Raw genomic sequence first — 21,200 nt, forward strand, 5'->3', positions numbered from 1 at the left:
TGTCTCTTCGCTATGATGGTGCTATTCCAGCTTCAACGCAAGCGCACCGACTGCCCCCCATCAAAAAAGAACACATAGCATTCTGCTACTTTGCGCAGCAAAACGGCTTCGAGTGCTTCCGCATAAAGCTCCAGCTGAAACCGATGGCGCTCTGCTGCCTGCTCCCATTGCTGATTGATGATCCGGTCCGTTTTATAATCGACCAGTACCAATCCATGCCGATCCTCAAACACACAGTCCATAACGCCTTGAATCAAAATCTGCTCGTCCTTTGCTTCTTCAGCAACGGAAGGATGCACACGCGAGGCGGGCAGCATGCAGCTGAATGGCACCTCCCGCTTGACCTCATCCGCTGCCTGCAGGCGCAAACCAAGAGGGCTTGCGAAAAAAGCAGCAATATTCATGCTGTCGATGGCCTCCGCCTGACGCGGTGTTAACAGCTTGCGTTCAATCATGCCGCGGGCCGTCTGCATAACGACGTGCCCATCGACAGCTCCCTTGAGCGGTAAATGCTGCATGACAAGGTGGTTGACAGAGCCTTTCTCTGCCGCTGTAAGTGAGATCTGCTCCATAAACCGCGGACGGCGCAAACGGAAAGAGCCTCTAGTCTCTGGCGGCAGGTCATTGCCATCATTCGCTTCACCTTGCTGCCTTGCGAAACCCGACTCTTCAGGTTGTTCTAGCGGTTCGGACGATGAATGACTGCCGCTTGCTTCAGCATCCTTCATCGCTGCCGCTCCAGTGTCAAACAAAGGAGCGGCTTCGCGGTCAGCGAGAGCTTCTCCATGAAGACGTTTAATTTCAGTTACAGACGTTTTGGCAGGCAAAAGAGTTGCAGCTTGATGAGAATAATGAAAATCCAGTCGTTCGCGCAGCTCACTGTCCTGCTCCTCTGGCTGCAGCTCGAGCTGCGCAAGGGAAAGAACGCCTTGCAGCCGCAGTTCCCTCTCCTCAAGGCCTTCATTTTGCTGAAGCGCTGCTGCTGCTTCACTGCTGAATACCGCAGCTGCAACGAACCCTGATCGCCATTCCAGCCTTTTCATGCCGGATAGCTGATCCATTTCTTCTGCATCCTGCTGCTCAAAGCTTGATGCGGCGAGCGGACCAAGCCAATCCAAAAAAGTCGATGCCGCAGCCAGCTTAAAATCCGGTATGTGTCCGCTTGCGTCAACAGCTGCCAGCCAGCCCGGCAGCTTCTTAGCCGCGTCTGCCACCGTGCCGACCAGAAACATTTTTTCCTTCGGACGAGTGAGGGCCACATATAAAATCCGCATTTCCTCGGCCAGCATTTCCATGCGCAGCCTACGGCGAATCGCTAGAAATGGCAGTGTCGGATAACTGACGCGCTGCTGTGGATCCACAAATCGCGGGCCGAATCCGAGCTGCTTATGGCGAAGAAAAGCACTCCGCAAATCCTGCTGGTTAAATGACTTGCCAAGGCCTGCCGTGAACACGACGGGAAACTCCAGCCCTTTGCTCTTGTGGATCGACATAATGCGGACGACATTTTCCTGCTCGCCGAGCGCCCTTGCCGTGCCGAGATCCCCTCCACTATCGCGCATTCGCTCTACGAAACGCAAAAACCGGAACAATCCCCGGAAGGAGGTTGCCTCGTAACCGCGAGCGCGGTCATGCAAAGCGCGTAAATTCGCTTGGCGCTGCGTCCCGCCAGGAAGACCGCCAGCTAAATCATAATAACCGGTCTCACGGTAAATACGCCAAATGAGGTCAGCTAATGCACCCTGTCTGGCTTCGCTGCGCCAGCGCTCAAGCTGCGCGATAAAATGGGTCAGCTTCTGGCGCAGCATCTCTGGGAGCGTTAAGCTGCCTTCTGCTGCTAGCAGCGCTTCAAAATAACTGACGCCGGATTTTTCTATCCTTATGAGCGCCAGTTCCTCGGCATCCAAGCCGAAAATAGGGGAGCGCAGCGTACCTGCGAGCGGAATATCCTGGTACGGATTGTCAATAACTCGAAGCAGCGACAGTACAGTCTGCACTTCTATGGCATCAAAATAGCCGCTGCTGAGCTCAGCATAGGCGGGTACGCCATCAGCTTGCAGCTCCTCGATAATAATAGGCGCCCACTGCGATGTCGCACGCAGCAAAATAACGATATCACGCCATTCCAGCGGACGGGTCCGTTTGTTTTTCCCGTCGTAAACGCGGTAGCCGCTGTCCATAAGCGACTGGATTTTCCGGGCAATCAGCCGTCCCTCCAGCTGCGCCGTCTGCAAATCCTCCGCCGACTCAGCAGCCTCCTGGCCTTCTTCCTCATCCTCTGACTGCGCTTTATTCTCCACAATGACGGAGCCAGCCTTATCAATGACGGCCAGCTCTACTTCAAATGCGCCTGCTTCCTCTGCTGCTGGATAAGAAGCGCCGCATACAAGCTCCGCGCGCTGATCATAATCCATTTCGGCCACAGATTCTCGCATAATGCCGCGGAATACATCATTTACGCCGTCAACTACTTCCTGGCGGCTGCGGAAGTTGCGGGCCAGATCAATGCGCAAGCCAGCTGAATGGTCTTCCGAAGAAGCTGTTCCAACTATTGACGATGTATCCGTCGCATAGTCTTTATCCCCTTCGTCCATGCCGGGCAGAACGCCCTGTACCGCGTAGCTTTTATATTTATGCATGAACAGATTGGGCTCCGCAAGCCGGAAGCGATAAATGCTTTGCTTCACATCGCCAACCATAAAACGGTTCCCCGCTCCTGGTCTTGAGATCAGCGTTACAATAGCCTCCTGCACCATGTTCATGTCCTGATATTCATCGAGCAATATTTCATCGAATTGATTCTGATACTCCAGCGCCGCGGCCGAAGGCTGCGTCCGTTCTACTGTAGAGTCTACCGTGCGCAATATTCGCAAGCAATAATGCTCCAGATCGCCAAAATCAAGCAGCCCCTTCTCCCGTTTCGCGGCTTCATACCTTTCCCCAAAATCAATAATTAGCTCGCTCAGCGCCGCCATTAACGGAGCCAGCTCCTGCAGCTCCTCCAAAAACTGCTCCGGCGTTCGCCCGAACAGCTCCTCGGCCAGCGTGCTCAACAGCTTTTTGGCACCGTCTCGCAAATCTTTCGCCTGCTCCTGCAGCGATTTATCGTATTCGTCGCCGCGCATAGCCTTCAATTTGCCAAACTCCACCGTATGGAACGGCTCAAACCATTGCTCCCAAGGGGTTTCCTGTACGGCAGATTTAAGCATAAGGACAAGTGCCAAATCGTCTTCGAAATTGACGGCATAAGGCGCCGGACCGGCAGGCTCACGCGTTAAATCAAGCGCCTTTTGAAGCAGCGTTTCCGCACCGGCAAGCGCCAGCTCCACATCGGCCCGCAAGCTGGCAACCCAGCTGCTGTGCTGAAGCTCGGCTGCATTTTGAAGATTAAAGCTTTCAGCCGTTTGGCGGAGCCATGCTTCTGGCCATGGATGGCTTTGTGCAAAAGCATACAGATCCTGTACGAGCTTGTACAGCGGCTCATCCCCGCGTTCTCCCCCCAGACGGTCCGCCAGTGCCAGAAAAGCGCCGCCGACGCCAGAATCGACGTCAGCCTCGTCATATTTTTCCTCGAAAAGCTGATCCAGCACCTCCATCCGCAGCAGCTCGCTCTCCGTTTCATTGGCGATGCGAAAGCCTGGATCAAGCTTAATCAGCGGATAATAACGGCGAATGACATCGAGACAAAAAGAATGCAGCGTCGTTATCGACGACCTGTTCATAAGCGCAAGCTGGCGCCGCAAATGCTCGGAGTCGGGCTGGCGATCCAACTCCTTCTCCAGCGCAATGCGAATCCGCTCCTTCATTTCCGCAGCAGCCGCTTTCGTAAAAGTGGCAACGAGCAGGCGGTCTACATCGGTCGAGGATGAAATTTTGCGAATAATGCGCTCCACCAGCACAGCTGTTTTGCCAGAGCCAGCAGCAGCAGCTACTAGAATGTTGGATCCTTCCGTTACAATGGCGCTCCACTGCTCATCGGTCCAAGTGCTGCCTTCCGGTTTAATGGCCTTGATCATTTCCGTCATCGATGCTTTCTCCTTTCTCCAGCCGCTGCCATAGCTCTTCCGTTGAAGGCTTGCGAAGCCGCACATACTCATTGCCGTCAAACAGCGGATCGAACTGGCAAACCGCCTTATAATCACAATATTGGCACGGTATTCTTGTCCCAAGCTTATAAGGCTCAATCGATACTTTGCCGCAGCTGATTTCCGAGCCAATTCCGCTAATCGTTCTTCTGACGGAATCCCGCAAAATGTCCCACTGCTTGTCCGTCACAACCGAAGAGCTGCTGTAGAACGCCCCATCTTTCTTGAGCGCTACGGGCAATAGCTCGGAGTGGCCCGTTTCCAGCTGATCATCCATGAGGCGCACCGCCTCGGCTTCTGCCGTAACGAGTCCTCTCAGCTTAAAGCGTTTGCGCAGCTCTGCCTTGATCTTCGCTTCTGGCATCTGATTCGAAAGGGCAAGCAGCGGATTATGCACGTGAAAATAAAGCACGCCTGCAGGCGACGCCTGCTTTCCAAGCCAGCCGGGTGAATGCGTCACCAATACATCCAAATAAGTCAGCATTTGCAGGGAAAGCCCAAAGGCCACTTCCTCCAGACGCAGCTGCGTCACGCTAGACTTGTAATCCAGCACGCGCAACAACAGGCCCTGCTCCGTATCCGCAGCATCAACCCGGTCAATCCGCCCGATTATTTCCATGGACTGTCCGTCCTGCAGCGGAATTATAAGCGGCGGCAGCGTTCCGCCCGGCCCAAAATCAACCTCCAGCCCGACAGGCTGGAACGCAGCCCGGCGGGCATGCTCGCTCAGCATAATCGCAGCCTGCGCTACAATTTCTTTAAGCTTGCGGGCGATATAGCGATAGCGGCCGCTGCTCAGCAAAATTTGCGATTGCAGCCTCGGTGCGAGCTCATCCACCGTATGAACCGCCGCCGCGCGGATCTCTCGCTCGGAAAGCGAGCCGAAAGCGTGACCGCGACCGCCTTCTTCGACCAAACGGCTGAGCGCAGCGTGAAACAGCTGTCCCACATCCGGCGCCTCCAGCCGATGCATTTTCCGCTCACGCAGCTTCAGCCCGTGAATGGCAAAATGCTGAAAAGGACAGGACACGAAGCGCTCCATTCTGGATACGCTCGCTCTCAAGCGAACACCATAAAGCTGCTGTGCCGTATCAGCGGTCAGCAGCTCCTCCTGGTTCACATAACCAAGCGATTTCGTAAGCAGCGAAAGCTTGGTTTGCCATTCCGGACGTACCGCGAACCAATTATAAAGCTCCCACCAAAAAGGAGCGATCTCGCTTCCCTGCTTCCAAGCGCGCAGCTCTGTTATTAAGTAAGACAAGGCCCGCTCTGGATGCTGGATATATTCCCTTTGCTCCCTTACAGACATAGCCGGTGTCGGCTCCGCCTGCACTTGCTGTATCGGCAATCCGTGAAATAGCTGCCTGACCTGCCTAATAATTTCGGATGGCAGCAGGCTTTTGCCCTCTTCGTCTGCTTCTGACCAGCTCATCCACAAATGGCGGCTTGGCGTTGTGAGCGCACTATAAATCAGAAAACGCTCATCCAGCAGCCTTCGCTTGACGCCAGGTGCCATGACCAAACCTTCTTCGGCCAACCGATCTCGCTCCTGATCCGTCAGCACGCCATCCTCCTGAAAACGCATCGGCATGACGCCATCATTGGCTCCCAGTACATAACAGACCTGTACCTGACCGGAACGCGTCCGGTCCATGCTGCCCACCAGCACTTGATCGAGCGCTGGCGGAATGGCTCCCAATTTGAGGCTTTCCAGTCCTGTTTCGAGCATGCCAACGAAAATTTCGGCAGACAGCGGTTCATTACCGACGAGCTCTACCAATTGGTCAAGCAAATTCATGAGCCCATCCCACAGCTGGCGATGACCTCGTGAGCGCTGCACACGCCCAGCCTCGCTGTCCTCGCGGCTCCAACGCTCCAGCCGCTCCGCCGCCCCCGTACGCTCAAGCAAGCGGTACAACGCTTCACACATCATTGTGACATTCGAAGCCTTCTCCAGCTCTTTACCAAACTGCTGCAAAGGCGGAACGATAACGCCGCGCGCGGCCATGACAGCTTCGAACTCTGCCTTCGCACGCAGCGATGGCGCATTGGCCGCCGCATCCTGCTCTTCCTCTAGCGACTCGACAATGAACGGACGCCATCTTTTTTCATCCAGCCACTTCCAGCCATCAATGCCCGCCGCCAATACGAAATTTTCCAGCCAATCAAATTGGTCGCGGGGAATGCTTCCATCAAGCGGGAACAGCAGCTCCGTCTTAATGCAGCGGAACACTGCCTCATAGCTCCAATTATGCAGCACTGTTTCTAGCGCCGAGCGAATAAACTCGACCAGCGGATGATGGACGGTCGTGAGCCTCTGATCAAGGAAATAGGGGATGCTGTATTCTTGAAAAACAGCTTCGATATAGTCGCTATAATCCCCAGCATTCCGCACCATTACCGTCATATCACGCCAACTTAGGCCATCCTCCCTGACTCTGCGCAGCATATCGCGCGCCAGCAGCTCCACCTCGGTTCGCCGATTTGCTGCTGCATGCAGCGATAAGCCGCATAATGGGCTGGCTGCATCCAGCATAGCCGGATTTGAGAGCGCCATTTGCGTCCGTCCGCCGTAGTGGCGCTCCAAATGAGCCAGCATCGGACTGGCACTGAACCTGCCCGGCGCTTCGCAGGCAGCGTTTCCTGTACCGCCGAGCACAATAGGCTCCAACGTATCAACGCCTAAGCCCTCCGCCAGCTCCCTCAGCTTTACATACGCATCCGCTGTAGGATGAAACAAATCCAGCTCGCCCGGCCGCTCCCCATCCGCATAGGCTCGATTCAGCTTAAGCGTAATTGTCACCTTCTTCGCCACGCTAATAAGCGAGCTAAGCGCGACATATTCTTTTGGCGTAAAGCCATTAAAGCCGTCAATCCAAATTTCGGTGTCCCTAATCGTTGAAAATTGAGACAGCCCATTTGACAGATGGAGCAAATAATCCTCCGAATCCAAATACTGCCCGGCGAGCTCGGCCTCCAGCTTTTCGTATACAAGCTGCAAGTCATGCAGCTTGCGCTTCAGCAAGGCCGAGTCCTGCAAAGCAGAAGCCGCCTCTTCCCTGCGCTCTGCAATCATGGCCGGATTAATGCCATAACGCTTCCATTCGGTCAACAGCTTGCCAAGACGCTCAATGAAGCCCGGCTTTCCCGCTCCATGCTCGAACAGCTCCAGCTGGTCGCCAAGACGCTGCACAATTTTGTATAGCAGCATGTTCTTGCCCTCATCACCGATTGGAATGAGCGCGGTTCCCCCGGTTTCCTGCATGATGCGAAGAGCAAGCCTGCGAAGGCTCAGCACCTGCGCCCGAATCATTCCCTGCAATCCGCTGCCTCGAAGCAGCGTATACTCGGACTGGAAGGTTGCCTGTTCCGGCACTAGCAGAATAAGCGGAGGCCCGTCCGGGTCTGCGCTCAGCCTGCCGCGAATCGCATCCAGGCAATATGTCGTTTTTCCCGCTCCCGAGCGGCCCAGCACCAATTGAAGCGGCATCATGCAGCCCTTCCTTCCGTAACCTGTCTATTATCAACCATACTACCATACCCGCAGCGACTTTTCACGAGTCCTTCAAACATACGTTCTTAGCTATTTGAAAAAAAACCTCTTGAACGAGCAGAAAGCATACTCGCCGTTCAAGAGGTTTCCGTTATTTGCTGCGCACCTCAAAGATGGCAAATTTCAAGTAATGCCCTTCTGTTACGCCAAGCAGCTGCGGATGATCCTTGCCTGCCGCCCGCCATTCCACGAGCCGGAGCAGCTTGCCTGCATCAGAAGCGGCCTCCTGGATCGTCTCCAGGAACAAATCAGGACGCATATGGTACGAGCAGCTCGCCGTTACCAGATAGCCTCCTTCATTTACAAGCTTCATGCCATGCAAATTAATATCTTTATAGCCGCGGACAGCGCCTGCTACCGCATTTTTCGTTTTGGCAAACGCCGGAGGGTCCAAAATGACAACATCCCAGGTTTGGCCGCCTCCACTAATCGGCTTGGACGTATCCGTGCCTGCGCGGCTGCGCTCCAGACGCTCCTCCAGCCCCTTCGTTTGCAGCCTCAAGTAGTCAAAAGCATCGGTTACGACGAATTGTACGCGATCGGTAAAGCCGTTGCGCTCCACATTGCGGCGCGCCGTGTCAATGGCATGCTCGGAAATGTCCAAGCAGGTCACTTTCTTCGCCCCATATTTGCAGGCATGCAAGGTAAAGCTGCCCGTATGCGCAAAGCATTCCAACACCGTCGCACCATCCCAGTAGGGGAAGGTCACTTCTTTGCCATTTGCATTGACTGGAACGAGTTCGCCTGTCGTTTCTGCACTCGCACTGCCCGCCTCGGCAGGCTTCGGCATCCGTTTAATGCCGCTGCGGAGGCCCCAGCCCTTCATCAGCGGAGCGATGGAGGCGCGATTTTCACGCTGGTCATAGAAATAGCCTGTCTTCTGGCCTTCCACAATATCAACCTCAAGCTTAAGCCCATTTTCTTCGATCTCCAATATCGCCGGGCATTCCCCGTACAGCACACCTGTACGCTTCTCTAAGCCCTCCAGCTGTCTAACGCCGACATCGCTGCGCTCATAAATGCCGCGCGGCTCAAACACCTCGATAAGCGCTTCAATGATCGCATCGCGGTGAATGTCCATGCCGAGTGTCAGCAATTGGATGACCAGCACATCATTAAAGCGATCAACGGTCAGCCCTGGCAAAAAATCAGCTTCTCCGTATACGAGCCTGCAATCCTGATCCGGCACAAAACGACTGCGATGCTCCTTCGCCTGCTGGAAACGCTCATGGAAAAAAGCAGCATCCATCGCCTCCAGCGGCTTAAACGAAATAATCCGCACCGTAATTTGCGATTTCGGATTCCAATAGCCCGTTGCCAAATATCGTCCTTGGTGGCTGACTACATCAACCAAGCCGCCTGGCTCCGCGGTGCCTTCCATTTTATCAATCTCGCTTGCATATACCCATGGATGACCCTGCTCCAAACGTTTTTTGCGCCCGCGCTGCAGCGCTATCTTTGCTCTCGTCATTATGGCAAAACCAACCTCTCTCATGCTTGTCATGCTTGTCATGCTTGTCTTGTTATCTGCATATATGTATGGGTACACCTGTCACTCGCTTTTAGAAAAGGAGATCCAGCCCATGCTTCATTCTATTATTTTGCCGATTGCGATCGGCTTTGCATTGTTCTTAAGCGGCATGAAGCTAATGGAGCTAGCGCTGCACCGCCTAGCTGGCACGCAATTGAATCGTATTTTGCAGCGTTTTACCGCTACGCCCATTCACGGACTGGCGGCTGGCGCCATATCTACTGCTTTTCTTCAGAGCAGTACAGCCGTAACCGTCATCTCTATAGGCCTCGTCAATGCCGGACTGCTCACCTTTCCGCGAACGCTCGGCATCATTCTCGGCACCAACATCGGCACTTGCCTGACGACGGAGCTGCTTGGGCTAAGCCTTGAACGTCTTACAGCGCCGCTGCTCATTCTCTCAGCCTCTGCCTGGCTGCTAACTGCACTGCTCGGCGAGCTGCAGCTTATCCCCGCCTTGCGGACTGGCGGCTGGCTTAATACAATTCGCTCCGCTTCCGTTGCCACGCTCGGCTTCGGCATTTTGCTCGCCGGCATGGCGATAATGCAAAGCGTTGGCCCGGACATTCAGCAAAGCGCCATGTTTGACTGGTTTATGAGCAAAACGGCGGTCAGCCTCTGGTGGGGGCTGGCCGCCGGCGCGGTGCTAACGGCAGCCGTGCATAGCAGCACGGCTGTCATTGCCATTATTATGGGTTTTGCTGCAATCGGAGCGATGCCGCTAGAGGTCGGTATTGCCGTTGTACTGGGCGCAAACGTCGGCACCTGCGTCACTGCGCTGCTCGCTTCTATCGGCGGTTCGCGCGCTGGACAATTCGTAGCGCTCTCCCATATTGCGCTGAATGTCGGCGGCGCGCTGCTCTTTATGCCGTTTGTCAGCCTGCTCGCTGGAATGTCAGCTTGGCTGACCGCAGCTCCAGCGGCGCAAATTGCCCATGCACAAACGCTGTTTAATATTTTCAGCTCGCTGCTCGCCCTGCCGCTCTGCTATTTGCCAGTGCTGCGACGCTTGCCGCACGAAAATTAAACTTCCAACCCTATACCATATAGCTATGTAAATGGAATGCCAAGCAGCTCTAATGCACCAGAGACGATGCGATTATTGTTGTCATAGCCGGATTGCTTCTGGCGTCTCCAGGCATCGAGCGGCTCGAACCAATCCACCCCGCGAATTTCTTCTACTTGAGCTTGCAAATCGCCGCCGATGGCTTCAACCAGGTAATAGTGAACCTCTTTATCGACCGTACCATAGGCATCATGCTGGTACTGATATTTAATTTGGTCAATAGGTGCTATGATATTGCCCTGAAGCCCCGTTTCTTCAGCAATTTCCCGCAATGCGGTCTGCTCAACGGTTTCGCCTGCCTCCATCTTGCCTTTGGGAAGCGATACTTTGCCATAACGATCCTGAATAAGCTGAATTTGCAGCTTGCCTTCCTCCGTGCGGCGGTAGACGACGCCTCCTGCTGATATTTCCTTCACACCTGTTTCCCCCTTGCCTGATTGACATCATATCGCAATCGCGAAAATTTCAGCCGCTCCCTCCACTCGGAAGCAGCGTCCGAAATTCCCGCCCATTGTATGGCCTTTTGTTATGCTCTTAATGCTTCTGCATTTGTATGAACAGCGGCTTGCTGATCCTGCTCATTGTCGAGCTCCAGCACGAAGCTGTGTGTCTCGGAGCCGCGAAGCGCAGGCGCTTCGCCTTCCAGCACTCGCACGAGCTGGCCACGGCATTCATTGACGCCAGCTTCCGTAACCTTCACGCGGCACAACTTGCCGATTAAATCCTCGGTTCCGTTGAATACAACTTGAATATAGTTGTCGGAATAGCCCATAACGAGTCCCGTCCCTGGAGCTCCCTTGTAGTCGCGCTCTGGGATAATATCAAGCACAGCGCCTACATATTTTTCTGCATAAGCAAGCTGCATGCGCTCGGACAAGTCGATCAGCTTGTGAACGCGTTCGTTCTTCACTTCTTCATCCACTTGATCTTCCATGCGAGCTGCCGGTGTACCCGTCCGTTTGGAGTACGGGAACACGTGCATTTCAGAGAAGCCCAGCTCCTCCATAAAGCGGAAGCCTTCCTCGAACATTTCGTCCGTTTCGCCAGGGAAACCAACGATGACGTCCGTTGTAATGGCGACACCCGGCATAACCTCGCGAATACGCTTGATTTTCGCCGCGAATTCCTCGGTCGTATATTTGCGGCGCATCCGCTTCAGCACGGAATTTTCGCCGGCCTGCAGTGGAATATGGAGATGGCGGCACATTTTTGTGGAACGATTCAGCACATCAATCATCGCCTCATCGATCTGGCTTGCTTCAATCGAGCTGATGCGGATCCGCTCAAGCCCTTCGATATGATCCAAATCCCACAGCAGGTCGCTCAGGCGGTAATTATCCAAATCGTCGCCATAGCCGCCGGTGTGAATGCCCGTAAGCACGATTTCCTTGTAGCCTGCCGTAACCAGCTGCTTCGCCTGCTCAACAACGCTATGCGCATCCCGGCTGCGGGATAATCCGCGCGACCATGGAATAATGCAGAATGTACAGAAGTTGTTGCAGCCCTCCTGAATTTTCAGGAACGCCCGCGTACGCTCGGCAAAATCCGGTACATCCAGTTCCTCGAACTCGCGCGTCTTCATAATGTTGCGCACAGCGTTGACCGGCTGGCGATCCGTATGAATTTGATCGACATACGTCATAATTTTATCGCGGTCCTGCGTACCGATAACGAGATCGACGCCGGGAATCGCCATAATCTCAGCCGGCGACGTCTGCGCATAGCAGCCTGTTACCGCTATAACAGCGTCCGGATTGCGGCGCACCGCGCGGCGAATGATTTGGCGGCTCTTCTTATCGCCTGTATTGGTCACCGTACAGGTATTGATTAAATAAACATCAGCGGTCGCTTCGAAATCGACCTGCTCGTAGCCTTCATTTTTAAAAAGCTGCCATATCGCTTCTGTGTCGTAAAAATTCACTTTGCAGCCTAATGTATAAAATGCAACCGATGGCATGTTGTTATACTCCTCCCATTTCTCCAGCTTCATACAGCACGCATGTCAGTCCGACGATACCTGCGGTTTCCGTCCGCAATATCCTTTTGCCGAGGCCGACATTGATTGCTCCTGCTGCTTCTGCCTCATCTGCTTCACGCTCGGTAAAGCCGCCCTCCGGCCCTACCATAAGCAATACGCTGGGAGCGGAAATATCGCTTCCCCCGTTAGAGCGCCAGCTAGTCAGCGCCTGCCTAATGCCCACGCCTTCCGCTGCATCGCCTTCGCGCTCGTAACAAAACAAAACTAAATCGTAGGAAGTGATCGATTTGACCAGCTCGCGCCAGCTTCGTACCGGCTCTACAGCCGGAACACGGCAGCGATGCGATTGCTCCGCCGCTTCCTTCGCGATTTTGCCCCAACGCTCCAGACGCTTCGCTTCCTTCTTGCCGTCATATTGCACGATCATGCGCTCCGACTGAAATGGGACAAACGAATAGGCGCCAATTTCGGTGCCTTTCTGGATGACCAGCTCCATCTTGTCGCCTTTCGGCAAGCTTTGGGCAATCGTAACGGACCAGCGCGGCTCGCTATTCTGGGGAAGCTCTTCTGCAATATCCGCCACAACCTCGGTGGACGCCGCTTCCCGCACAGAAGCAAGCACGACCCGCTGCTCGCCGTCGCTTGCAATAAACGTATCGCCTGCCTTCATCCGCATGACGCGCACGGCGTGGAAAGCATCCTCGCCCAGCAAGCGGACTTCATTATCTACAAACTGCTCTTTCGCTATAAAATACCGCTGCATATCGTCTACATAACCATCCTTCATAATAGCATGTTTTCATGTCGAAAATCCATGACCAAACCGTGTCACACAAGGTGAAACGGCTGCCCTCCGTCCTTTGGCGGCGCGGCGCGTTTCATTCCGAGAAATATAAGCATATTTATAGGTGTGAAACTTATAAATTCTTATATTTCAAGCGCAAACGGCTGCCCTCCGTCCTCTGGCGGCAAAGCTACCGTTTCGCGTAGAAATATAGAGAAAGGATGGAAAAATCATATCCTTTCCTATATTTAAATAAACAGCCCTCCGAGCAAACCCATAAAATAGGCTGCCAATTCCTGCGAAAAATTAAGAATCGGACTAATGGTCACAGCGCGAAGCGGAGGAATGAACAACAGCAGCAGGAAAATAATAATACCCCACTGCATGTTCTGCTCCATTTTATAGCCTACTTTAAGCGGTACGACATTTTGAATAATCCGGTAACCGTCCAGTGGCGGCAGCGGTATCAGATTGAAAATAAACAACAAAAAGTTAAGTGAAATGAAATAAGAGAAAAATACTTGCAAAGCATCCTGTACGCCGACAGAGCCCATATGATACAAGCCCGTCTTGATGCTGACATAATAAAGAATAATGCCGAGCAGGCCGAGCACAAAATTGCTGAGCGGGCCCGCTGCCGTCACAATAACACCCATTAAGCGCGGATGCTTAAAGCGATTTTGATTTACCGGTACGGGCTTCGCCCATCCAAAGCCGGCAAGCAAAATCAAAATCATCCCCAGCACGTCCAAATGAACGCGCGGATTCAGCGTTACCCTGCCTGCATCATAGGCTGTATTGTCACCGAACTTGTACGCCGTGTAAGCATGCGCAAACTCGTGAACGGTGAAAGCAATAATAAGCACAAGCACAGCAAAAGGCAATTCAGCGGTCGGATAAGCAAACCACCCATCCATATTCATTCTGTTACCTGTGGCTTGCGTGCAACGAATACAACCCAATCTTCATTGCGGCGTGTTTCTTCCACGATAAAGCCGGCTTTCACAAGCCCCTGCTCTACAAGCTCTTCCTTGTTTTTATAAATGCCGGAGGAAATATACAGTCCGCCCGGTTTCAACGCTTGATAGACTTCATCAATAAACAACAAAATAATTTCTGCTAAAATATTCGCAACGACCAGATCAACTGGCACTGTGACAGTCGTTGATTCATTAGAGCCAACAGATCCGCGTGCCCCTTTGCCGCCTAATACGCCAAGCAGATCGCTGAGCTTAACTTCGACCTGCTGCTCCAGACCGTTGAGGCGTACGTTTTCAGTCGCACTCGTTACAGCAATTGGATCAAGATCAAGTGCAAGCACACGGCTGGCACCCAGCCTGCAAGCCCCAATCGCCAAAATGCCCGAGCCTGTACCAACGTCAATGATTTCCTCTCCGCCTTTAATAACGGATTCCAGCGTTTGCAGGCAGAGGGAAGTTGTCGGATGTGTACCTGTCCCAAAAGCCATGCCGGGGTCAAGCTCAATAATTTTCTCATTCGGCGCAACTTCGTACTCTTCCCACGTCGGCTTGATCGTTAGTGTATCCGATACTTTAAGCGGCTTGAAATATTGCTTCCATGCTGTCGCCCAATCCTCTTCATCTACCATTTGCGAAGTAATTTCATAATCGCCTGGATCAATGCCGAATTCGCGCAGCTGTTCGATCGGAGCTACCAGCTCTGCTTTCAAAACCCCAATATCTGTTCCTTCCGAAAAATACCCCTTTATAACGGCTTGTCCTTCCGGAATATCATTCAGTGGCGTTTCGTACCACTGGCCGAGGGATGTGTCCCGTTGTTTGTTCAGCGTGCCGGATTCTTCAATGGAAACCCCGTCTGCATCCCGTTCATGCAAAAAATTAGAAATCATCTCAATCGCTTGCTCAGTCGTCGAGATTGTAAGTTCATGCCATTTCATTTGCTTCTACGCCTCCAGTGTGAAAAACTAACATCTATTGTACACCAATCCGCATTGATGCACAAAATATGTATTTGAAAATGTGATGATCCTGCTATTTTACAGCCTTTCCAGCGGCTAAATCGACTTCCGTGCATAGCAAAAAGAGAGGGCAGGCCCCTTGCCCCTGCCCTCTCCCGCTTGCGAACGCCAGTACCGACTTTTATCCTTGCCCGGTTACATCCATTGCTCCATACTTCCGCCCGCATCCTCAATCAGGCGCATCGCCCTGTCTTTGACATGCTCTTCAAGCGTCGCGGTAAGTTCCGTACTATCTGCATGTCCATCTACACGAAGCGCTTGCAGCTTGCGCAGCGCTCCCTGCGCCGCCTCAGAATGCTCAAATACAGCGCGTATGTGTTGATCAGCCATAATGGGCCCAGCCTCCTTCTTCATATAGGTAGGCGGCATTCCGCCGCCCCGCTTCCTACTTTGATAGAATGGAAAACCAGCGCCATTATTATTCGTTTTTTCGCATGCTTTCAGAAAAAAAAGACGATCCGCGCTTATTCGCCGCGGAACGCCTTTTTCATCCGTTCAAAAATCGATTCGTGATTTTCTGCCGTTTCTGTCGGAACTGAGCCTGTAACGCCGCCAAACTGGCGAAGCAGCTCTTTCTGTTCATCCGTCAGCTTCTGTGGCGTAACGACCGTTACTTTAACATGCTGGTCGCCCTGTCCATATCCGCGCAGCTTTGGAACGCCTTTGCCTTTCAGGCGGAAATACGTGCCCGTCTGTGTGCCCGCTGGAATTTTCAGCTTGATTTTCTCGGTCAGCGTCGGAATTTCGATTTCATCACCGAGTGCCGCCTGTACGAACGAAAGAGGAACCTCGCAATAAATATCGTCGTTTTCACGCTCGAAAAACTCATGCGCTCTTACGCGAATAACGATGTACAAATCGCCCGCAGGACCGCCGCGTTGGCCAGCTTCACCTTCGCCGGACAACCGGATTTGTGCGCCTTCATCAACGCCAGCTGGAATTTTCACTGTAATTTTACGCTGTTTTTTCACTTTGCCTGCGCCATGACAAGTTCCGCATTTGTCTTTGATTACGCGGCCTGTTCCGCTACAGTTGGAGCAAGCACGACGGTTGACCATTCGGCCGAACGGCGTATTTTGCACAACCTCCTGCTGACCAGTACCGCTACATACGGAGCAAGTGTCCGGCTTCGTTCCTGGCTTCGCTCCAGAGCCGCTGCAAGTATCACATGTCTCGGTACGCGGAATCGTAATTTCCGTTTCTTTGCCGAATACCGCTTCCTTGAAATCAATCGTCATTGTATATTGCAAATCGCTGCCACGCTGTGGCGCATTCGGATCACGACGGCCACCGCCGCCACCAAAGAACATATCAAAAATATCGCCGAAGCCGCCGCCGTCGAAACCGCCAGCTCCGCCGCCCATGCCTTGATTCGGGTCAACATGCCCGTATCGGTCGTAGGTTGAGCGTTTGCCATCGTCACTCAGCACGTCGTAAGCTTCCTTGACTTCCTTAAACTGCGTCTCGGCATCTGCCGCCTTGTTGACGTCCGGATGAAACTTTCGCGCGAGCTGACGGTACGATTTCTTAATGTCATCCGCTGAAGCGTCTTTACCTACACCCAGAACCTCATAATAATCTCTTTTTGACAAACGGTATCACCTCCGCCCATAAATGTGTTGGATAAGCTGGGACAAATGACTTTTATGTGCGCCAAGGTCGTAACTGCGAGAAAGGGTGGACTTTCGGCCGCTGTTGTTTTCTGATTTCTTTTATTATACCTCGTTGAGGATGAAATAAGAAAACAAAGGCTAATGCTTACGAAGCGGCTTTTCTACGAAAAGCTGTAGCTCTCTCCAGTTCCAACCTTTCTCTCCGTTACTCCCGTGCTGCATATATTTCTTTTGTTCAACTTATCCTTTTAAGAAAGTATAGCTTCGTCTCCATTATTCGTCGAAGCTTTTCTAATCATGGAACAAGGTCAAAGACAGGGGAAGCCCTGTCTTTGACCTCTTCCGCACAACAAGCTTAGTTTTTGTCGTCAACTACTTCGTAGTCAGCGTCAACCACATTGTCTTTGCCTTTTGCTTCCGGCTGTTCGCCTTCTGCGCCTGGCTGCCCAGCCGCTTGCTCATACAGCTTCACGGACAGCTGTTGAACAATTTCAGTCAGCTCATCAGAAGCTGCTTTAATTTCCTCCAGGTTATCGGTTGCAAGCGAGGCTGTTACTTTCTCTTTCGCAGCATTTGCTTTTTCGATTTCTTCTGGAGCAACTTTATCGCCAAGATCTTTAATCGTTTTGTCTACCGAGTATACGAGTTGGTCAGCGTTGTTTTTCGCTTCTACCAGCTCACGGCGTTTGCGGTCTTCTTCCGCATTCAGCTCGGCATCCTTCATCATTTGTTCAATTTCCGCGTCGCTTAGACCGCTGGAGGAAGTGATTGTGATTTTTTGGCTTTTGCCAGTGCCTTTATCCAGTGCCGATACGTTAACGATACCGTTCGCATCGATGTCAAAAGTAACTTCGATTTGTGGTACGCCGCGCGGTGCAAGAGGAATATCGCTCAGGGTGAAACGGCCTAGCGTCTTGTTGCCCGCTGCCATTTCGCGCTCGCCTTGCAAGACGTGAATTTCAACGCCTGGCTGATTGTCAGCATACGTCGAATACACTTGCGATTTGCTTGTTGGAATCGTTGTGTTGCGGTCGATCATCTTCGTGAAGACGCCGCCTGCTGTTTCGATACCAAGAGAAAGCGGAGTAACGTCAAGCAATACAACGTCTTTCACATCGCCAGTCAATACGCCTGCTTGAACAGCCGCGCCCAAAGCAACAACCTCATCCGGGTTTACGCCTTTGTGCGGATCTTTGCCGATCAGTTTTTTAACGGCTTCTTGAACGGCAGGAATACGCGTCGAACCGCCTACAAGAACGACTTTGTCGATTTGATTTGCGGACAGACCGGAATCGCTCAGCGCTTGACGAGTTGGTTTCAGCGTGCGCTCTACGAGGTCAGCTGCCAGTTCTTCAAATTTTGCACGAGTCAGGTTCGTTTCCATATGCTGAGGAACGCCATCTACCATTGTAATAAACGGCAGCGAAATCGTTGTCGACATAACGCCGGACAGTTCTTTTTTCGCTTTTTCAGCAGCATCTTTCAGACGTTGTACAGCCGCTTTATCTTTAGAAAGGTCTGCGCCCTGCTCTTTTTTGAATTCAGCTACAAGGTGATCGATAATGACTTGGTCAAAATCGTCGCCGCCCAGCTTGTTGTCGCCGCTTGTCGCTTTAACTTCGAAGAAGCCATCACCAAGCTCAAGAATCGATACGTCAAATGTACCGCCGCCAAGGTCATAAACGAGAATCGTTTGATCTTCTGTTTTCTCAAGGCCGTAAGCAAGAGCTGCTGCTGTCGGCTCGTTGACGATACGAAGAACTTCCAGACCTGCGATTTTACCAGCATCTTTCGTTGCTTGACGCTGGCTGTCATTGAAGTAAGCAGGAACCGTAATAACGGCTTGCGTTACTGTTTGACCTAAGTAAGCTTCTGCATCAGACTTCAGCTTTTGCAAAATGATTGCGGAAATTTCTTGTGGCGAATAATCTTTGCCATCAATACTTTCCTTATGGTTTGTACCAATATGGCGCTTGATCGAAATAATGGTGCGGTCAGGGTTAGTGATCGCTTGGCGCTTCGCGCTTTCGCCGACGATGCGCTCACCGTCTTTTTTGAAGCCAACGACCGAAGGGGTTGTACGGCTGCCTTCCGGGTTAGGGATAACGACAGCTTCGCCGCCCTCCATTACTGCAACGCAAGAGTTTGTTGTACCAAGGTCGATACCAATTACTTTACTCATCGTGAATTTCCTCCTTATAATGGTTCTTCATTCTATACATTCTATTTTCAAAGGAAAATATCGGTTAGCCGCTCACTTTAACCATTGCCGGACGGAGAACCTTCTCCTTCAGCATGTAGCCTTTCTGAACTTCCTCCACAATAATTCCCTCTTCATATTCATCGGATTCCACCGTCATAATCGCCTGATGGAAGTCAGGGTTAAAAGCTTCTCCAACGACATTCATCGCTGTGAGACCTTCCTGTTCCAGCGTTTGCGTCAATTGGCGGAAAATCATATCCACGCCTTTCGCAAGTGCCTGGGCGTCATCATTGACGGAAGCTGCAGCTGTAGCCCGCTCGAAGTTATCGACTACCGGCAGCAGCTCAGTAACGAGCTTCATCGACGCATAACGCGCCAGCTCTTCTCTTTCCTTAATGGAACGTCGACGGAAATTGTCAAAGTCCGCTTGTGTGCGAAGGTAGCGCTGCTGACTCTCGTCGAGCTGCTTCTCAAGCTCTGCGTAACGCGCATCAACCGCTTCCGCTTCATTTTGCCCAGCTTCAGCCGTTTCTTGCGATTCGACAGTCTCGTCTGCCACTAACTCCTCAACCACTTCATTTTGTTGCTCTTTACTCACCCTATTCACCTCCTTCAAATGCCGTTCGGCATTCCTTCATCATTTATACCAGCGGGCCAAAAATGCAGCCATATCTTTAGATATCATATCAACCAGACTCATCACCTTGCCATACTCCATCCGCGTGGGACCGAGGATGCCGATTGTACCGAGCGGCTGCCCGTCAACCGAATAGGAAGCGGTAATCAAGCTGCAGCTGGCAATCGCCAGATTATCATTTTCCGTCCCGATGCGCACTTGTATGCCTGAAGGCAAGGAGGAAAACATTTTCATCACGGCTGGCGTTTCTTCCAGCAAATCCAAAATCGTTTTTACCTTGTCAACATCTTTGAATTCCGGCTGCGTCAGCATGTTCGTCGTTCCACTTAGAAACAGGCGATGATCATTATCAGGCTGCAGCGCCTGATCCAGTACGCTCAGCACTTCCTCACAATGATCGACGTAACGCTCAAGCTCCTGACCGACCTCAAGATAAAGCTTTGATTTCAAGCGCACTAACGGAATGCCAACAAGCTTCGTATTCAAAATATGGACGACCTTCTCAAGCTCCTCCATCTTCACCTCAGACGGCAGCGTAATCGTGCGATTCTCGACGCGCCCCGTATTAGTGACAATGATGGCGACCGCAGAACGCTCATCCAGCGGTACAAGGCTGAAATGCTTCAGCGATGTATTGAACAGCTCCGGACCCAGCAAAATCGACGTGTAGTTCGTCAGGCTGGACAATATCGATGCCGCATGCTGAATAACCTGCTCCATCTGACTCATCTGCTCGGTGAAAAAAGAACGAACCTTCGTCATATCCGCATCATTCAACTCTTCCATCCTCATGAGATGATCGACGTAATAGCGATAGCCTTTGGTAGAAGGAATCCGGCCTGCCGATGTATGCGGCTGCTCCAGAAAACCAAGCTCCTCCAAATCCGCCATTTCATTACGAATGGTAGCTGGGCTGAAGCCAACATCACCGCGCTTAGAAATACTGCGTGAACCGACCGGCTCAGCCGAGCGGATATAATCATCTACGATAGCTGTTAAAATCATTCGCTGCCTATCCGTCAACATGCGCATTCCCTCCAAGTCATCGGCTCTGTCATTAGCACTCGTCTTGATTGAGTGCTAATCGTTAATACAAAAATACCAAACCCGCTTGAGCATTGTCAAGTGAGTTTGGCATTTTTAGTTAGCCTATTTTAAGAAGATTCACTATAATGACTTGCGGCGGCTCGGAAAAACCTTTACTCCAGCACTTTCAAAACTGCGATTTCATCGCAAGCGTTCTGCTTCGGACAGTTGACGCAATCGGTCCATACCTTTTCCGGAAAAATTTCTTTATCCACGACCGTAAACCCATTCCGCAGAAAAAAAGCGACCTCATACGTCAGCGCCATTACCTTCGTAATGCCCTGTTCCTTCGCCGCAGCAAGTAAGCCGTCAACGAGCTTGCTGCCTATGCCCAGACCCTTGTAGCCATCCGACATGCCAAGTGACCGGATCTCTACCAAATTATCGCCGAGCTTCGTCAGCGAGCCGCAGCCGACAACCTGGTCGCCTACTTCCGCTACAATAAAAGAGTTTATCGAATACTCAAGCATATACCGGGTACGGGGCAGCATGATCCCTTTCTCTGCATAGCCTTGAATTAAATCAAACAATACGTCAACATCATCTTTGGTTGCTTTTCTGCACACTGCCTGCAAGCTGTCCATTAGTTTCATGCTGCTCCCCCCATCCGGTGCTTGTTTCATCACCATATACCTATCATTGAATAAATATACAACATCGCGCAT

At 52.1% G+C, this 21,200-nt stretch carries 15 protein-coding genes; 1 reads left to right on the plus strand and 14 read right to left on the minus strand.

What is annotated here, in order from left to right; translation table 11 throughout:
- Positions 1-32: 32 nt before the first annotated feature.
- The 3 genes from addA to WH37_RS07440 form a co-directional block, all read right to left on the minus strand.
- Complete coding sequence (gene addA / locus WH37_RS07430) at positions 33-4,025, minus strand: helicase-exonuclease AddAB subunit AddA (protein WP_046229924.1); 3,993 nt, start codon at positions 4,023-4,025, stop codon at positions 33-35.
- Positions 4,000-7,578 (minus strand): helicase-exonuclease AddAB subunit AddB, encoded by a 3,579-nt coding sequence (gene addB, locus WH37_RS07435; protein WP_331458028.1) that lies wholly within the window; start codon positions 7,576-7,578, stop codon positions 4,000-4,002. The genes addA and addB overlap by 26 nt, the downstream gene beginning before the upstream one ends.
- 151 nt (positions 7,579-7,729) lie before the next feature.
- Positions 7,730-9,109 (minus strand): class I SAM-dependent rRNA methyltransferase, encoded by a 1,380-nt coding sequence (locus WH37_RS07440; protein ID WP_046229925.1) that lies wholly within the window; start codon positions 9,107-9,109, stop codon positions 7,730-7,732.
- Between the two features lie 112 nt (positions 9,110-9,221).
- Between WH37_RS07440 and WH37_RS07445 the strand changes: the two genes are divergently transcribed.
- Positions 9,222-10,196: a Na/Pi cotransporter family protein gene (locus tag WH37_RS07445; protein WP_046229926.1), complete on the plus strand. Its 975-nt coding sequence runs from the start codon at positions 9,222-9,224 to the stop codon at positions 10,194-10,196.
- Between the two features lie 23 nt (positions 10,197-10,219).
- Here the strand turns inward: WH37_RS07445 and WH37_RS07450 are convergent, their stop codons facing one another.
- The 11 genes from WH37_RS07450 to WH37_RS07500 all read right to left on the minus strand — a co-directional run bounded on the left by WH37_RS07450 (position 10,220) and on the right by WH37_RS07500 (position 21,128).
- Complete coding sequence (locus tag WH37_RS07450; RefSeq protein WP_046229927.1) at positions 10,220-10,651, minus strand: NUDIX hydrolase; 432 nt, start codon at positions 10,649-10,651, stop codon at positions 10,220-10,222.
- A gap of 110 nt (positions 10,652-10,761) precedes the next feature.
- A complete protein-coding gene (gene mtaB / locus WH37_RS07455; protein ID WP_046229928.1) occupies positions 10,762-12,192 on the minus strand; it encodes a tRNA (N(6)-L-threonylcarbamoyladenosine(37)-C(2))-methylthiotransferase MtaB in 1,431 nt (476 codons plus the stop codon).
- 4 nt (positions 12,193-12,196) lie between these two features.
- Positions 12,197-12,976 (minus strand): RsmE family RNA methyltransferase, encoded by a 780-nt coding sequence (locus WH37_RS07460; RefSeq protein ID WP_046230303.1) that lies wholly within the window; start codon positions 12,974-12,976, stop codon positions 12,197-12,199.
- A gap of 269 nt (positions 12,977-13,245) precedes the next feature.
- On the minus strand, positions 13,246-13,914 hold the full coding sequence (locus WH37_RS07465; protein WP_046230304.1) for a site-2 protease family protein: 669 nt from the start codon (positions 13,912-13,914) through the stop codon (positions 13,246-13,248).
- A gap of 2 nt (positions 13,915-13,916) precedes the next feature.
- Complete coding sequence (gene prmA / locus WH37_RS07470; protein WP_046229929.1) at positions 13,917-14,915, minus strand: 50S ribosomal protein L11 methyltransferase; 999 nt, start codon at positions 14,913-14,915, stop codon at positions 13,917-13,919.
- A 216-nt stretch (positions 14,916-15,131) separates the two neighbouring features.
- Positions 15,132-15,326 carry a hypothetical protein gene (locus tag WH37_RS07475; RefSeq protein ID WP_046229930.1) on the minus strand — a complete coding sequence of 65 codons (195 nt, stop codon included), beginning with the start codon at positions 15,324-15,326 and terminating at the stop codon, positions 15,132-15,134.
- Positions 15,327-15,460: 134 nt separating this feature from the next.
- The gene (gene dnaJ / locus WH37_RS07480) at positions 15,461-16,588 is read right to left on the minus strand and encodes a molecular chaperone DnaJ (protein WP_046229931.1); all 1,128 of its coding nucleotides are present in this window, start codon (positions 16,586-16,588) and stop codon (positions 15,461-15,463) included.
- Positions 16,589-16,964: 376 nt separating this feature from the next.
- Entirely contained in the window at positions 16,965-18,791 is a 1,827-nt protein-coding gene (gene dnaK, locus WH37_RS07485) for a molecular chaperone DnaK (RefSeq protein WP_046229932.1), read from the minus strand.
- A gap of 64 nt (positions 18,792-18,855) precedes the next feature.
- Entirely contained in the window at positions 18,856-19,428 is a 573-nt protein-coding gene (gene grpE, locus WH37_RS07490) for a nucleotide exchange factor GrpE (RefSeq protein ID WP_046229933.1), read from the minus strand.
- Positions 19,429-19,449: 21 nt separating this feature from the next.
- Positions 19,450-20,475: a heat-inducible transcriptional repressor HrcA gene (gene hrcA / locus WH37_RS07495; protein ID WP_046229934.1), complete on the minus strand. Its 1,026-nt coding sequence runs from the start codon at positions 20,473-20,475 to the stop codon at positions 19,450-19,452.
- Between the two features lie 173 nt (positions 20,476-20,648).
- Entirely contained in the window at positions 20,649-21,128 is a 480-nt protein-coding gene (locus WH37_RS07500) for an N-acetyltransferase (protein ID WP_081418578.1), read from the minus strand.
- Between the last annotated feature and the right edge of the window lie 72 nt (positions 21,129-21,200).

This window comes from Paenibacillus algorifonticola (assembly GCF_000971975.1).
Taxonomy (GTDB): Bacteria; Bacillota; Bacilli; order Paenibacillales; family Paenibacillaceae; genus Pristimantibacillus; species Pristimantibacillus algorifonticola.

Coding starts and splice junctions, on each gene's coding strand:
- hrcA (WP_046229934.1), bottom strand. CDS start 20,475: ATGTTGACGGATAGGCAGCGAATGATTTTAACAGCTATCGTAGATGAT.
- WH37_RS07500 (WP_081418578.1), bottom strand. CDS start 21,128: ATGAAACTAATGGACAGCTTGCAGGCAGTGTGCAGAAAAGCAACCAAA.
- mtaB (WP_046229928.1), bottom strand. CDS start 12,192: ATGCCATCGGTTGCATTTTATACATTAGGCTGCAAAGTGAATTTTTAC.
- addA (WP_046229924.1), bottom strand. CDS start 4,025: ATGACGGAAATGATCAAGGCCATTAAACCGGAAGGCAGCACTTGGACC.
- WH37_RS07465 (WP_046230304.1), bottom strand. CDS start 13,914: ATGGATGGGTGGTTTGCTTATCCGACCGCTGAATTGCCTTTTGCTGTG.
- WH37_RS07460 (WP_046230303.1), bottom strand. CDS start 12,976: ATGCAGCGGTATTTTATAGCGAAAGAGCAGTTTGTAGATAATGAAGTC.
- WH37_RS07475 (WP_046229930.1), bottom strand. CDS start 15,326: ATGGCTGATCAACACATACGCGCTGTATTTGAGCATTCTGAGGCGGCG.
- addB (WP_331458028.1), bottom strand. CDS start 7,578: ATGATGCCGCTTCAATTGGTGCTGGGCCGCTCGGGAGCGGGAAAAACG.
- WH37_RS07445 (WP_046229926.1), top strand. CDS start 9,222: ATGCTTCATTCTATTATTTTGCCGATTGCGATCGGCTTTGCATTGTTC.
- prmA (WP_046229929.1), bottom strand. CDS start 14,915: ATGAAATGGCATGAACTTACAATCTCGACGACTGAGCAAGCGATTGAG.
- dnaK (WP_046229932.1), bottom strand. CDS start 18,791: ATGAGTAAAGTAATTGGTATCGACCTTGGTACAACAAACTCTTGCGTT.
- WH37_RS07440 (WP_046229925.1), bottom strand. CDS start 9,109: ATGACGAGAGCAAAGATAGCGCTGCAGCGCGGGCGCAAAAAACGTTTG.